This window comes from Bacillus pumilus (genome assembly GCF_900186955.1).
Lineage (GTDB): Bacteria > Bacillota > Bacilli > Bacillales > Bacillaceae > Bacillus > Bacillus pumilus.
Genome location: NZ_LT906438.1, coordinates 863,641 through 878,087, shown reverse-complemented (window position 1 = coordinate 878,087; position 14,447 = coordinate 863,641). Strand labels below are relative to the sequence as shown.

The following is a 14,447-nucleotide window of genomic DNA, read 5'->3' as shown; positions in this document are numbered from 1 at the left end:
TTGTCTAAAAAAACCTTCACCTAGTGAAAGGTAAAGGCTTTTGATCTATGGACGCCGGTTGCGATTTGGGTCCATCCCTATCAGCTTGGTGACAAGCACCATTGTGACAGGTAATGATGTATTCTTTTTATACGCTAAGTATTTTCCGCGCCATTCAGGTTTATATTTCTGTTTAAACGACCGTAATCCGCTGAAGCTGTACATAAATCTGACGTTGTTGAAAATAACACTCGCCAAACGCTCCGTGAGGAAGGATTGATGAAATGTTCCTACATTCGATAAAGGCGCCATTCCCATGTTAAAGAATTTGTAGCCTTTTTCTTTCGCCCATTGAAAAAGGTGGATAAACAGCGCATCCATCATCCCGTTCGGTGCATCATGCATATGACGCATTAGGTCGATGGAAATCTCCCCTTCTTGATACATCGGCATTAGTGATACAAAAGAAATGATTTCCCCTTGTTCATCCTTCAGAATCGCAATCGGTGCTTTTTGAAGATAATCTTCTTGAAAATAGCCGAGCGAAAACCCTTTTTCATTTTTCTTTCCGAGCCAGCTGTCAGAAATCTGTTTTAAGGTTGAGATGAGCTCATCTGAAAAAGGCGGTTCCAGCATTTCAAACGTATAGCCTTCTCGTTCAAACTTATTGGCCACAGCCCGTAAATTTGATTTTTTCTTACCGGAAAGAGAGAACGTTTCTAAATCGACCATGGCTTCTTCTCCAAGCTTAAAGAAGTGAAAGCCTAAGTCATGGTAGAGCGCCATCCCTTCCCGTTCTACTTGATAAAAAGCAACGCGATAGCCTGCTTTTTCTGTCTGCTGTAGAAACTCTTCAAGTACAAGTGGATAGGATGCTTTACGTCCAGATGGATCTCCAAGCACAATGACGCAGCGGCCAATGCGTCCAAATTGAAGCATCGCCTCTCCATCACTTGAGAAAAATAGTTTTTTGTCGCCTAAAAAGCCAAGATGACTGAGGGCATTTCCGCCCTTTTCCTCTAAAAACGTTTTTAATTTTTCCTCATCTGCTTTTTCTCCAATCGAGAATGCTTTTTTATTAAAAATCAATTTACTAATGAAAAAGAAAAGTGGTACACCGATGAGAGCAATCATGCTTGTCATTGTGATATGCCGTTCATTATGCACGAGGTAATCCCTACTCAAGAAATGTCCAATTTTTGTCCAAATAAAGTTGCCGATGACATTATAGTTAAACAGCACGAGTAAATAACCAGCGGCAGCCGCCACAAACTGATACAAGGAATAAGGAGCCTGCTGCTTCACAAATTGATTTCGAAGAGAGAAAAATACAGCCATGATGACTGGCAGAATAAAGATGAGACTCAGGTTAAATCCTTTTAACAAAGTAAACACAAAGCCGCCTGCTAGGGCGATCATCGTCAGCACATACGATCTTTTTGTTCGTTTATACACTTCAATGGACAAAATCATCAGGATGATGCCGAACATTAAAGAAAGACCATTAAATCCTGATAATAGAAAGCGTGGAATGCTCGTAATCACGCCTAATCGATCGACAGGGAGCACAACAGACGCCATGATGAGCAAGCCGCTTCCGAAAGTTAAAATTGATACTGATCCGTACAGTAAACGGATTAATAAAGCACGGTGCAACACAATTAAGACGTTTGTTGTTTCTACGGCAGGTGCCATTCTCGGATTGCCTTCAAGACGTCTAAGCGTCGTTCCCGTTAAATCGTAAGCAGCTAGACAAAGCCCAAGGATAAACGGGAAGATCGAGTACACGAAGCGGTACAAAACGAGCGCCGTCAGCACCATCTCTTTATCAAACCCAATGTACTGCATGCTCAGTAAAAAGATGAGGTCAAATGAACCAAATCCGCCCGGAACCATACTGATTAAACCGCCGATTGACGCAATCGCAAATACGCCTAATACAATCCGGACATCGACATTCATCCCCATAGAGACGACAGCCATGTACATGACGAGACCAGCTGCCAGCCATTCTAAAAACGATGCTCCGATATAAGCGTAAATCGGATGCTTCAGTCCGCTTTCACCGCTCTCAATCGAGCTTTTTCGTACGGACGCCATAATGATGTAAATAGGCACAATACAAGCAAAGATGATCACAAAGGCCCATAGCCACGGCTCTTGGCTAATAATACTTTCAACAGGAAGCACCCTCACCAAGATCAGATCACTGAAAATAGATAAGCCCAAAAGAACCGAGGAAGTCAAAAGGGCAATGCCTTTGAGCAGTTTTTTCGTATCGGTTATGTACTCCTTGTATAGAAGTGTTCTAAGCCCTGCTCCTGATAGACCGCCGAACCCAAGGACACTGTTAAAAGAGTTCGCAATCCAAGAAATGCGAATCGTTTTCCAGCCGCTGATGGGCATATTCAGGCTTTTTCGTAAAATAAAATCATATAAGGACATCGATAACACTGCGACAAGTCCAAGAAAAACAAGAATAAACAAGTCCATCCGATTCAAGCTGTCAATGATATAAAACGTTTTTTTAATGGAAAGACCGCTCAGTTCCTTCTTGGCGACGAAAATTAAGACAAGGATAATCACGATCGGAAAAAGCATTTTTAAGATCGTCATACCCGTTTTTTTGTTCCACATGATTTTCCCAACTTTCTAAGTTGCTTCATTTATTTCGACTGACCATTATTATACAACAAATACCACTTGATTCATGCAGTTTAACATTCAAAAGCTTGTCGAACCTTTCAATTAGAAGTAAAAATCAGTAATATAGAGAAAAGAGCCGCTTAAAGGAAGTGAACGAGCGTGGAATATAATATTCATGACACCACCGTATTAAAAGAAGAGATTCTATCTCCAGAGGAAAAAAAGACATGGGTGCTCTATATGAAAGTACTCACAGCTGCAGGTCTTGGAGATGTGTCAGAATGGATGAAGCTTGATATGAGTATGCCTCAAATGAAGGTACTCATGCTACTCAATAACCATGGCTCTCTCAAGGTATCCGAAATCGCTGAAAAAATGGGCGCTTCTTTGTCCAATATGACAGGCCTGCTTGACCGGTTAGAACAGTCTCATTTTGTTGAACGAAAACACTCTGAGCGTGACCGTAGAATCATTGTCGTCGAACTAACAGAGGAAGCGAAAAATATTTTTAGAAGCATTTATCAAAAAGGACACGAAAAAATCAAAAACTCCCTGCAACGGCTCAATGACGAGGAAAAAGAAAAAGTCAACGAAGGGCTGGCTATTTTAGAAAAAGCACTGCGTCCTGAACGCGGCTAAACATGAAAAGGAAAAAAGACGGTCACTTGAGATCCGTCTTTTTTAGTTCTTCTACTTGTCGATCTGGGGTGAAGAGATTTTTACGAATGACTTCCCTGTCGTCCCATAAAATATAACCTAAACCGATGATAAGAAAAAAGATACTGATCCACGTACCGCCAGGCAGTATCTGTTCAAGTTCCTCAATCGTTCTTTCTGAGCCTAAGCTATTACTATAGCGTATCTCAAAAAGCACATATTTTGCTATATAAAACAATGCCGCCATACAAATAAACATGGCGCCGACAATTCTTCTACCAGACATGTCATGACTCCTTTAATTCCATTGATTTCTTTTGATTAATTCCGTGATATGGGCAAGATGATGCTTTGAGTGCCAGACGTACATACCTGTTGCATCATATAAGGACACCGTTTGTTGATCGGCTGGGTGATAATAAGATGCAGTGAAGTCTTCCTCTGACATCCCTCGAAGTAATGTAACCCATCTGCGATGCAGACTGCTGATTAAGGGCAGTGATAGGCTGATGGGCGCTTTGCTATCTGGAAGCTCGGCGAATCCCGCCTGATCATATGGACGGATGTGCGGTATTTCTTCTGTGAGCGCAAGCTTGAATCGTAAGTATGCATTCAGATGGCTGTCTGCTACGTGATGAATGAGCTGACGGACGGTCCATCCTCCAGGCCGATAGGGTGTATCCAGCTGAGCATCTGTCAATTGATTGGTGACTGTTTCATATTCTTGTGGAATCGCACCCAACTGATCAATCCATGACTCTAGCTGTTCCTTTGTTTTATTTTCAACCGGTTCATATAAGCCAATCGGATATTGTAATGACGTCATACCCTCTCCCCTTTCTCAAATCCTTCTAGTACAAACTTACCAATCATCTTTCCTTGTTCAAGGGTTTGATGTGCCTGCTTCAAGTTAGCAGCATTGATCGGACTGAGAACCTTTGTTAACGTATGCGTTAATCTCCCCTGTTCAAATAACTCAGCCGCCTCTGTTAAAAGCTCATGCTGTTTGATCATGTCCGCTGTTTTGTACATAGGGCGTGTGAACATGAACTCCCATACAAATGCAGCACTTTTATTTTTGAGTAATTGAATGTCTAAGTTGTGCTGATTCTCGACAATGGTACAGATCGTGCCTTGCGGTTTGATGGCTTCTGCCATGCCTTTGAAGTGTCCGTCTGTATCATTTAGGCATAAAATGAAATCCACTTCGCCTATTCCTTTTTCGTGGAGCTGCGCGAGAAGCGGCTCATGATGATCAATGATATGATCAGCACCTAATGACAGACACCACTCTTTTGTTTCAGGTCTTGATGCGGTGGCGATTACAGTGGCATTTGCTAATTTGGCTAGTTGGATGGCAATAGAACCTACTCCGCCTGCACCGCCGATGATGAGCAGTGTTGCCCCTTCTGCATTTCGCTTCATATGCATTCGGTCAAATAACGCTTCATATGCCGTAATCGTCGTCAGAGGCATCGCGGCTGCTTCTGCAAAGGAGAGATTAACAGGCTTTTTTGCCACAATCCGTTCATCCACAAGCTGATACTCACTATTTGAACCTTGACGCGTGATATCTCCCGCATAGTACACGTGATCACCAGGCTGAAATACTGTACACGCTTCGCCAACTTCAACAACCGTACCGCTTGCATCGTAGCCAAGAATTTTCAGTTTTTCTTCCTTCTGATCCTTCGGTGATCTCACCTTCGTATCAACTGGATTCACTGACACAGCTTCTACTTTCACCAGTAAATCCCTGCCCGTTGCTTTAGGCTTTTCTACTTCCTGATCCATCAAGCTTTGCTCATGCTCAATCGGTAAGTACTCCAATAGTCCAACAGCTTTCACTCGCTCGCACTCCCTTTCACCATGCTTCTTTTCCACATTTTATCATAATTTTCTGATGTTTATGGATAGATTAAACGAGTGATTGCAGATTTAGGATCTATTCAAAGCCTTTTTCTCCCTCGCTATATAAGAAGGGCGAGCTCTTTGCCATGAAGGAACATAAAAGAACCAGCTTTTAGATTTAAAGAATAGCTGAACGTAATAAAACTGGATGTGTTGCAGGAAAACAATGATGAAGAAAAAAGTAATGAAGAAGAGGTTGGACATATCTGCTATCCCCTGTATCCATTCGTTTATAAAAAACACCACAAAACTGATCATCATCAGCTGTTCAAGCCTTTGCACGATCTGGGTCAAGACATGTCCTCGTTTCGATAGATCCCCAGACTGATGCTTTCTGATCTTTCTCGATTTATAAAACCAAATGATACTTTCCGCTAAGTTATGAGTGATAAAAAGTGCAATGAGCGTAATGAATAAAAGCGATGGGCGATAAAAGAATGGGATCAAAAATGGGATGACAAGAAAATAAATGGCAATACATGCGTGTCTCACTGATAAGAGAAATAGTTCTTTTTCTATGTATGGTTTCATCTGTTTCACCTCCATAAGTACTACGTCTGATTTGCCAAAAAGTTCCCTTTGCCTATCAAAAAAGGATGCCCAAAGGCACCCTTCCTGAATCACATTTAAAATGCAGCGCTTAGTACGACAGGTCCTTGCGGCAGCTTGTTATCCTTTTTTGGTTCAAGGGTGACTGCCACGGTATCCCATGATTCACTCGCTTCTTTTTCTGATAACGCATAAGTGACGGTTCCTTCTCCTTTGTTATCTGTTTGAAAGGCACCGGCTGGCACCGGCTGATCGCCTTTAATAAGCCATACTTGATAAACAGCAGATGAGTCAAGCTGATCCTTTAATCCGTCTGCACTCACCACCAGCTCTTTTTTGCCGTTATGCTCAATCACTGAAAAAGCACCCGTTGTTTTTGGTGATGCGGCTGATGCCAGTGATTTTGTCGCTACAACCCTGACAGGTTCTTCCGCCTGTTCTTTTCCATTCGATAAGAAATACACGTTTCCAGCTGCTGAAATAAGAAGCAGTGCGGCAACAAGTGGCAATAGCCATTGGTTACGTTTCTTTTGCAGTGGTTTCATCTCGTTTGGTTCACGTGCTGCCTTGAGCTCTTTCCTATGGCTATTCTTTTCTTCGACCGTCTCTTCTTCAAACACCTGGGATAAAATACGGTCTTTCATCCCTGCCGGAGGTGTTTGGTCACCTGCTAGAAATGGAATGTCAGACATGAGCGATGTCAATTCTTCAAGCTCTTCTTTGCAAGCTGAGCAGTTCTTGAGGTGCTCTTCAAATTGTGCTTTTTCTTCTCCTTGTACATGCCCGTTGAAATAATCAATCACTTGATGTTTACACTGAGTCATGCCTCTTCCTCCTTTCCTCCGCGAGACAGTCTCGCCCGTAAGTGCTTCAATGACAATCGAACTCTTCCCTTCACCGTTCCAATGGGGATGCCTAGTTTTTCAGCAATGCTTTTTTGTGTCATTCCTTTAAAATAGACATCTTCTATGATGGTTTGCTGTTCTTTTGACAATGTAGATACTGCTTCACGTATGATTTGTCTTTCCTCGTTCCATTCGACTTCCTTTGATACATCTTCTTGATGATCGGCTAAATATTCAATATGCTCATCTTCTAGTGCCGTTTCGTTCCGGTGCTTTCTTAGGAGATCGATGGCTGTGTTGCGTGACATCATGAATAACCACGAGGAGAATTTGCCTTTATCCGCATGATATTCTCCTATCCCGCGCCAGAGCTTGATAAAGACTTCTTGCAGCACTTCCTCCGCAAGCTCACGACTTCCAGTCATTTTATAAATAAACGAATATAACACACGTTCATAGCGATCATACAGCACTTCAAGCGAAGGCTTGTGACGATCAAATTTGATCTTGTGATACAGCTCAGAATCTTTCAGTGTATCCATGGTCATCTCCTTCCTTTTTCATGAGAAAGAGCATGCTGCATTCATCATGAAATCCTTCACGTATTGCTTATCACTCGATTTGCTGAAATAAGCCTACTTTGTACTTTACTCTTTTTTCAAGGAGAAAAAAAGAGCGCCGAAAAAGGAAGTGTGCTCCTCATGAGAATGTACTTACTGTACGAAAAGCAAGGCCATTTGGATCACTTCTATCTGAAAAGTCAAGAATCCATGTGTTTCCATTCTCTGTTCCGTTGATTTTAGCAAACTCTCATGTCCCTCACAATGTAAATGAAGTAGAACGCATTTTTTCAACATGTCATAATAGAAGATAACGAAATGAATTGGAGTGTCCTTACATGATGTTGACGATCATTCTTTTTTTATTAGCAGGAATAGCAGAAATTGGCGGCGGCTATCTTGTGTGGCTTTGGCTGCGCGAAGCCAGACCTGTCAGCTATGGAATCGCCGGCAGTCTCATCCTCGTCGCTTATGGGGTCATCCCTACCTTCCAGCAGTTCCCGACTTTCGGACGGGTTTATGCGGCCTATGGCGGTGTGTTTGTGGTTCTTGCTGTGTTTTGGGGCTGGTGGGTCGATCGAAAAACGCCTGATTTGTACGATTGGGTAGGCGCTCTTATTTGTTTAATAGGTGTGAGTATGATGCTCTTTGCCCCTAGAAACTAGAGAAAAAGATTGCAATACATGTCATGAGAAAAAAGCCGGCGCTCATTTGCCGGCTTTCACATTTCTCCTAATGGACTTTTTATGCCCCGAATTGTGTTTCATAAAGGCGCTTATATAAGCCATTTTGCGTTAGTAATGTTTTGTGATTCCCTTGCTCTGCAATGCCACCTTTTGTCACAACAACAATTCGATCTGCATGTTGAATAGTTGCAAGGCGATGCGCAATGACTAGCGTCGTTCTACCTTCTGAAAGCTCTTCTAGTGATCGTTGGATCGAAGCCTCTGTTTCAGTATCTAGTGATGAGGTCGCTTCATCCAATATTAAAATAGGTGGATTTTTCAGGAAAATACGAGCGATTGATACACGCTGTTTTTGTCCACCTGACAGCTTAACGCCTCTTTCACCAATCATTGTCTCAAGACCTTCGGGTAGGGATTCGACGAGTTCTTTTAGCTCTGCTTTTGAAACTGCCTGCCATATTTCATCCTCAGTTGCATCAAGCTTTCCATAAAGAATGTTCTCTCGAATGCTCCCATTAAATAAATAGACGTCTTGTTGGACTATTCCAATTTGTTGACGCAGTGAAGACAGCTTCATCTGTCTACTATCAATGCCGTCTATCGTAATGGTTCCATATTGCCATTCATAAAACCTTGGTAATAAACTGCATAGCGTGGATTTACCAGCACCGGAAGGACCTACTATGGCAACCGTTTCCCCTTGTTTGATCTTCAGATTAATATGCTCAAGGATCAAACTGTCCTTCTCATAACCAAAGCTGACATCATGAAATGTGATTTCACCTTTTAGCCCATCGACATGAATCGCATCAGGGACGTCCTTTTCGTCTGGGGCTTGATCTAAGAGCGAAACAAATCTCTTAAAGCCTGCGACTCCCTTTGGATACGTCTCAATGACTGAATTAATTTGTTGAATAGGTCCTAAAAAGATTCCAGACAGCAGGACGAATGAAATGAATTCACCATAGGTCATATTCTTTTGCATCACAAACCATGTCCCGCATACAAGTCCAAAGATGGTGACGCCCTTCATAAGCAGATGACTAATCGAAGCGTGTAATGCCATCATTTTGTATGTGGTTAATTTCGTTTGTTTAAACTGTTCATTGTGTTCAATAAAGCGATCAACCTCATGCGTTTCATTCCCAAATGCCTTCACTACTCGAATTCCGCTCACATTATTCTCTACCCTTGCATGGAATTGACCAATACTTGAAAACATGTGATCAAAGGCAATCGACATTTTCTTCGTAAAATAAACCGATAGCCCTATTAAGAATGGGACAATGAGAAACGTGAGGATGGCAAGCTGCCAATTAATTGATAGCATCAGGGCAAATGCACCTGTAAGAGTCATCATTGCAATAAATAAATCTTCAGGACCGTGGTGAGCGATTTCACCAATATCCATTAAATCGTTTGTCATGCGTGAAACAAGCTTTCCTGTTTTCTTTTGATCAAAGAATCGAAAAGACATTTTTTGTACGTGGGTGAATAGCTGACTTCTCATATCTGTTTCAATATTGATACCTAGCTTATGTCCAAAATATGTCACCACATAATTCATTGCTGAGCTGACAACATAGACTGCCAGTAAAATTCCACTCCAAATGAGAATCATTTCCCAGTTTCTGTTTGGGAGAAGGTCATCTACAACCATACTGATCGCGAGTGGAAATGATAATTCAAGTAGTGCCGCTATGACGGCACAGGAAAAATCTAATATAAACAGCCCCATATATGGCTTGTAATAGGAGAAAAATCGTTTTAACAAAAAACAGCCCCCCTACTTCTGAGATAAGTCAGTCAATATCTCTACGTATTTTTCTGCTTGATTGGCGATAGCTATTGGATCGAATGGCCAGAAATACGTAATATCCAAGTCATGTACTTGATTCTTTTTCACTGCTTTTAAGCTTTTCCATATTGAATTGTTCTTATCGAACGTACCTCCGTTGGCTTCATCAACAAATATATAATCACCTGCATACTTTGGTAGCACTTCATATGAAATATGTTCAAATCCTGACTTTCCATTTAGAATAGTGTCTGCAACCTCTTTTGGCGGCTGAAGCTGCAATTGTTCGTAAAGTGCTTGTCCACCTCGATAGATACCATTCCCATACACATAGACATCATTTTTAAATGCACCCAAGATTGACACTGTTTCGCCTTCTTTGATGACTGTTTTCACTTTCTTTCTAGCAGCTTCTATACGTTGATCAAATTTTTTCAAAAACGCTTTTCCTTCTTCTTCTTTATTCAAGATGCCGGCTAATGTAGTGATCTCTTCTTGTGAATCTTTAAATACACCGAACGGATAAACAATCGTTGGGGCAATCTTTCTGTAGACGTCAAGTACCTTTTCATCGTCTACAGCTGAAATGATGAGGTCTGGTTTTAAGCTTGCCACCTTTTCGGCGGAGCGTTCATCACTAATGTCTGCCACACCATCCACTTTGCCTTTGAGATGTATGTTTTTTAAATCTTGTGTTGTGGCACCAACCGGTTTTACCCCTAGTGCAACAGCACTACCCAAATAGCCATCTACGAGAATACGCTTTGGATTTGCTGGAATCTCGACCTTGCCTTTCACTGTGTCAACCGTTTTTGTTTTTTCTTCGGCTTTTTTACTTTCTTCCTTTTGACCGCAGGCTGCTAGTGCAAATAACAACACTAAAGCCATTAAACTAAGAAATATGACTTGTTTTTTCATAACTGCTTTTCTCCTCCATATCATGATGAATAACTGAGAACCATTATCATTTATTTGTCTCTCGTATTCTATCAACCGCTTTTCTATCGGTCTATGGATAATCGTCATAACTTGTTTATGGACAATTGTTAGAAACTCTTATTCTTTTATTAAAAATTGAGAGAATCGTTTCATGATTTCTATCGCCCGTTCCCCTTCACCAAATCTAAATTCTTCTAGTTTTAACAGGTAAAATGTATCATTTTGCACTGCGGGTAAATTACGCAGGACATCACTTTCCTTCATACGTTTGTCCATATGTCTGTACCATCCATGCCGAACAGCCACAATAAAAAACATATGATCTGCTGCATAATCTGCTAAACGCTCAAGCGGAATCACAACATGTTTATCAGGTTTCAGCACCTCCTCTTGAATGGCTTCAGGGGGCATCAACCCCAACGTTTTATATAGGTTGATTGCTCCTCTCGCATGAAAAGACCACATATACACCTTGTCATGTCCCCTTATCTCATATAAAGCAACCGTTTCCTTTTCTTTTAAAAATGGCGTCAAGCGTGCTCTTTCCTTCTGTGCTTGCTTCTCATAACGCTCCACCCATTGCTTTGCTTCTTCGCTCCTTCCGATGAGGCTACCTAAACAAAGTACCTCCTCTACAGGACTCAGGCGACTATATGGAAAAACAAGCACAGGAGCGAATTTTTCCATACGTTTCATCCATTCTATGTTTGTATAGAAATAATCAGGCATTAAAATGAGGTCTAAGTTCATGTCCTTCAAAACGTCGTCAGGTGTATGTTCATGAATGACGAAGACATCACTGAGTTGACCTTGAAGCAGATCTGAATAAAGAGCAATATCTTCTTCCATGCAAATTGGTTTCACTCCAAGCGCAAGCAAAGAGCCTACAAACTGAAAAGCGGCAATTCGTTTTGGTTGGCGACTCAGTCGATACTGACTAGGCGATCTGCCCGTTTTTTGACGAAATTTTCTGCTGAAATAGAGGCTATCAGTATAGCCTACTCTTTGTGCAATCGCCTGAACCTGTTCATCGGTTTTGAACAATAGCTTTTTTGCTTCATCTATTCGAATTTGTGCAATATAATCTGTGACACTCATTCCAACGCTTTTCTTAAAAAAAGTAGAGAAATAGCTTTCATTAAAGCCCATTTTATGTGCTAAGTCCTTACGGGTCAGTTCTTGTTGGTAATGCTCTGCAATGTATTGAAGAATCATTTGAATTGAATAATGATCAGCATGAATTGTTTTTTCATTTTGTTGCTGGAATATTTGCAGTACTAGCTTTAGTAGCTTCACTTGGCTACTTTCTGAATAAGAGGGATCACTTAAACGTTTAATATGATGAAATAATACCGGTGAGCCCATCACCACTTGCCCGTTATCAGGCAGGGTATCATAATTGATTTTATAAATTAATTCATCATCAGCATCATTTGTGAGCATGTATTGTTCAAATGAAACAGCAAAGACTGTGACTTGCTGATTAGATAAAGAACGGATGACAACAGGGATGTGAGATCGTATAAACAGGCTATCCCCACCGTCAAGCTCGTACTCCATTCCTTCTAGCTGAATGACAACGGTACCATCAGCTGTTAAAACGCTTGGAGATTTTGTCTGCCATCTGTTCGTTTGTTTTGCTTTTAGACACATCTGAATTTTCTTTTTCATATGTAACATCGTTTCCATTTGTGCGTTCATCTACGGATACCTCCTTTCAGCGATAAAAAAGGTGATGCCGTTGCGGCACCACCCCAGCGTGTAGACAAACCCTCGCATTCGTTGTCAGATCTGCGCGCTGGTGCTCACGAATGTTGAATTCGCTCCGCTCCAGTGCTCAAACTTCCTAGACTTCAAGGGTTTTCAATTCACGCTGAAAAGAAGACAAAGGGCTAAAATAAAAATCATTTTAGCCCTTTGTCAACAATCTGAGGTGATGCCGTTGCGGCACCACCCTTCTTGTTTTGTTTTTTTAGCGATCCGCACCGGCTGCTAGCAATTCTTTGTTTTTTTCCTTAAAACGTTCATTATGAGAAGATACATACGCCACTTTCTCCGCATCTGGTTCGATATATAATTTCGCACTATTTAGTGCGTTCACACCATCTACAAACGTTCCTGCAATCAAGCGGACCTTGCTTTTATGTGTACATAAATCACCTACTGCATACACACCTGGTAAATTGGTCTCCATCTGCTCATTCACTTCAATGAGTCCCCATTCACCTTGCTTTAATCCCCATTCTGCAAGAACACTTAAATCGCCTTTCATGCCGTGGTTGACAATGACTGCGTCTGTTTCAATACGTTCTTTTTCACCTGTTTCTAAATGCTGAACAGTGACAGCTTCGATTTCTTTTCCGTTACCATGTAGGTCAGTTAATTCATGTGGGGTTAAAATACGTGCACTTGATGCTTTCATATTCGCCACGTTTTTTTCATGTCCACCAAACATATCTCTGCGGTGTATAACAGTGACACTTTTCGCAATTGGCACAAGGGCATTTGCCCAATCCACCGCAGAATCGCCGCCCCCAGAGATGACGACTCTTTTTCCAGCGAAGGTTTTGAGCTCCTGAACCGTATAATAAAGGTTTGTTACTTCATAGCGATCTGCATTTTCAACCTCCAGCTTTCTTTGAACTGGAATACCGTGCCCCATTGCCAAAATCAAGGTTTTGGTTAAATGGTGATCACCATTTTCGGACGTAATCAATATATTTCCATCTTCTAAGCGATGAAAGTCTGTTATTTTTTGATTTAATGCAATGACAGGTTCAAATGTTTTGGCTTGCTGTTCAAGCTGTTTAATTAATTGCTCTCCTCTTGTTGGCACTAATCCACCTACATCCCAAATGACTTTCTCTGGATACAGTAGGATTTTCCCACCAAGGCTTTCGTTATACTCCAGTACCTTCGTCTTTAAATCCCGCATCCCACTATAAAAGGCGGTGTACATTCCTGCTGGACCGCCACCAATAATGGTGACGTCAAACAATTCAAGCTGCTCTGTCATTTGAGTCCCTCCAGTTTTTCATCGATTGATCTATTTATAAGTGATATTGATTCTCATTATCATATGTACCTATTGTAGTCTACTCTGGTGAAGGGAATCAATAGCTTTCTGCAAAAAAAAGAACAGGACGAGCTCTTTCTCGTCCTGTCATCCATCACACAATCGTTAATCCAAGGTCTTTTAATTCAAGCGAAACAAGTCTTGCAATCGCATCTGCTCCTTCTTTTGTAAAGTGCGTGCGATCCTCTACGCCTGTTGACAGCATAAAGTAAGAAGTGGTTTTCTCTATGCCGGAAATTTGATAAAATTGAAGGCTTGCCGTATTTAAATCAACAAGAAGGACTTCTTCTTCATCAGCTAGTTCTTTCATAGCGGCACAGTAATCAGGGAAATCATTGATATATTCTCCGTCTTTTTCATGAAAGCGGCCGACTGGCGTTAATAAAAGCGGTGTAGCGCCTTTCGCTCTTGCTCCGTGAATATATTGAGACAAATAGCTTTTATACGTCGTGAAAGGATCTGTATGCCGTTCGGGCTTCTCCGTTGAAGCATCATTGTGCCCCATTTGTGTAAGCAGCCAGTCCCCAGGCTGAATGTCAGCCAATATTTTATCAAGCCGTCCTTCTTCAATGAATGTTTTTGAGCTTCTTCCACCGATTGCGCGGTTGTCGACGCTCACGCCTTGCGCTGTATAGCGATGTAAAAACTCTCCCCATCCTCCTTGAACAGGACGATCCGGGTAAGATGCAACGGTTGAATCACCAGCTAAATAGATGGTTGTCATGTTCATACGCCCCCTTGTTCATATAGCCACTCTTATAAGCGATGCGGACATCCTAGTGGCTGCTGAAAAGATATGAA

General features: G+C 41.6%; 14 protein-coding genes. 2 read left to right on the top strand and 12 right to left on the bottom strand.

Annotated features, from left to right (window positions below):
• Window positions 1–45: 45 nt before the first annotated feature.
• Window positions 46–2,616: a bifunctional lysylphosphatidylglycerol flippase/synthetase MprF gene (gene mprF, locus CKW02_RS04235; RefSeq protein ID WP_003217829.1), complete on the bottom strand. Its 2,571-nt coding sequence runs from the start codon at window positions 2,614–2,616 to the stop codon at window positions 46–48.
• A 168-nt stretch (window positions 2,617–2,784) separates the two neighbouring features.
• Between mprF and CKW02_RS04230 the strand changes: the two genes are divergently transcribed.
• The gene (locus tag CKW02_RS04230) at window positions 2,785–3,264 is read left to right on the top strand and encodes a MarR family transcriptional regulator (protein ID WP_003217817.1); all 480 of its coding nucleotides are present in this window, start codon (window positions 2,785–2,787) and stop codon (window positions 3,262–3,264) included.
• 22 nt (window positions 3,265–3,286) lie between these two features.
• Here CKW02_RS04230 and CKW02_RS04225 read toward each other — a convergent pair whose 3' ends face one another.
• The 6 genes from CKW02_RS04225 to CKW02_RS04200 form a co-directional block, all read right to left on the bottom strand.
• Window positions 3,287–3,568, bottom strand: coding sequence for a hypothetical protein (locus tag CKW02_RS04225; RefSeq protein WP_003217872.1), 282 nt, complete (start codon window positions 3,566–3,568; stop codon window positions 3,287–3,289).
• Window positions 3,569–3,580: 12 nt separating this feature from the next.
• On the bottom strand, window positions 3,581–4,108 hold the full coding sequence (locus CKW02_RS04220) for a YfiT family bacillithiol transferase (protein ID WP_003217850.1): 528 nt from the start codon (window positions 4,106–4,108) through the stop codon (window positions 3,581–3,583).
• On the bottom strand, window positions 4,105–5,130 hold the full coding sequence (locus CKW02_RS04215; protein WP_003217820.1) for a zinc-binding alcohol dehydrogenase family protein: 1,026 nt from the start codon (window positions 5,128–5,130) through the stop codon (window positions 4,105–4,107). Before CKW02_RS04215 ends, CKW02_RS04220 begins: the two co-directional genes overlap by 4 nt.
• 90 nt (window positions 5,131–5,220) lie before the next feature.
• Window positions 5,221–5,724: a hypothetical protein gene (locus CKW02_RS04210; protein WP_003217827.1), complete on the bottom strand. Its 504-nt coding sequence runs from the start codon at window positions 5,722–5,724 to the stop codon at window positions 5,221–5,223.
• A gap of 95 nt (window positions 5,725–5,819) precedes the next feature.
• Window positions 5,820–6,566: an anti-sigma factor gene (locus CKW02_RS04205; RefSeq protein ID WP_003217802.1), complete on the bottom strand. Its 747-nt coding sequence runs from the start codon at window positions 6,564–6,566 to the stop codon at window positions 5,820–5,822.
• Window positions 6,563–7,129 carry an RNA polymerase sigma factor gene (locus tag CKW02_RS04200; RefSeq protein WP_003217788.1) on the bottom strand — a complete coding sequence of 189 codons (567 nt, stop codon included), beginning with the start codon at window positions 7,127–7,129 and terminating at the stop codon, window positions 6,563–6,565. Before CKW02_RS04200 ends, CKW02_RS04205 begins: the two co-directional genes overlap by 4 nt.
• A gap of 356 nt (window positions 7,130–7,485) precedes the next feature.
• Here CKW02_RS04200 and CKW02_RS04195 point away from each other — a divergent pair, with 356 nt between their 5' ends.
• A complete protein-coding gene (locus tag CKW02_RS04195; protein ID WP_003217839.1) occupies window positions 7,486–7,812 on the top strand; it encodes a YnfA family protein in 327 nt (108 codons plus the stop codon).
• Between the two features lie 79 nt (window positions 7,813–7,891).
• On the opposite strand, the gene CKW02_RS04190 is transcribed toward CKW02_RS04195, so the two are convergent.
• The 5 genes from CKW02_RS04190 to CKW02_RS04170 form a co-directional block, all read right to left on the bottom strand.
• The gene (locus CKW02_RS04190; protein ID WP_003217814.1) at window positions 7,892–9,607 is read right to left on the bottom strand and encodes an ABC transporter ATP-binding protein; all 1,716 of its coding nucleotides are present in this window, start codon (window positions 9,605–9,607) and stop codon (window positions 7,892–7,894) included.
• 12 nt (window positions 9,608–9,619) lie between these two features.
• Window positions 9,620–10,549, bottom strand: a complete 930-nt coding sequence (locus CKW02_RS04185) for an ABC transporter substrate-binding protein (RefSeq protein WP_003217859.1) — start codon at window positions 10,547–10,549, stop codon at window positions 9,620–9,622.
• A gap of 138 nt (window positions 10,550–10,687) precedes the next feature.
• Window positions 10,688–12,271 (bottom strand): helix-turn-helix domain-containing protein, encoded by a 1,584-nt coding sequence (locus CKW02_RS04180; protein WP_003217791.1) that lies wholly within the window; start codon window positions 12,269–12,271, stop codon window positions 10,688–10,690.
• 271 nt (window positions 12,272–12,542) lie between these two features.
• Window positions 12,543–13,586, bottom strand: coding sequence for an NAD(P)/FAD-dependent oxidoreductase (locus CKW02_RS04175; protein ID WP_003217825.1), 1,044 nt, complete (start codon window positions 13,584–13,586; stop codon window positions 12,543–12,545).
• A gap of 154 nt (window positions 13,587–13,740) precedes the next feature.
• Window positions 13,741–14,370: a rhamnogalacturonan acetylesterase gene (locus tag CKW02_RS04170; protein WP_003217853.1), complete on the bottom strand. Its 630-nt coding sequence runs from the start codon at window positions 14,368–14,370 to the stop codon at window positions 13,741–13,743.
• Window positions 14,371–14,447 lie beyond the last annotated feature (77 nt).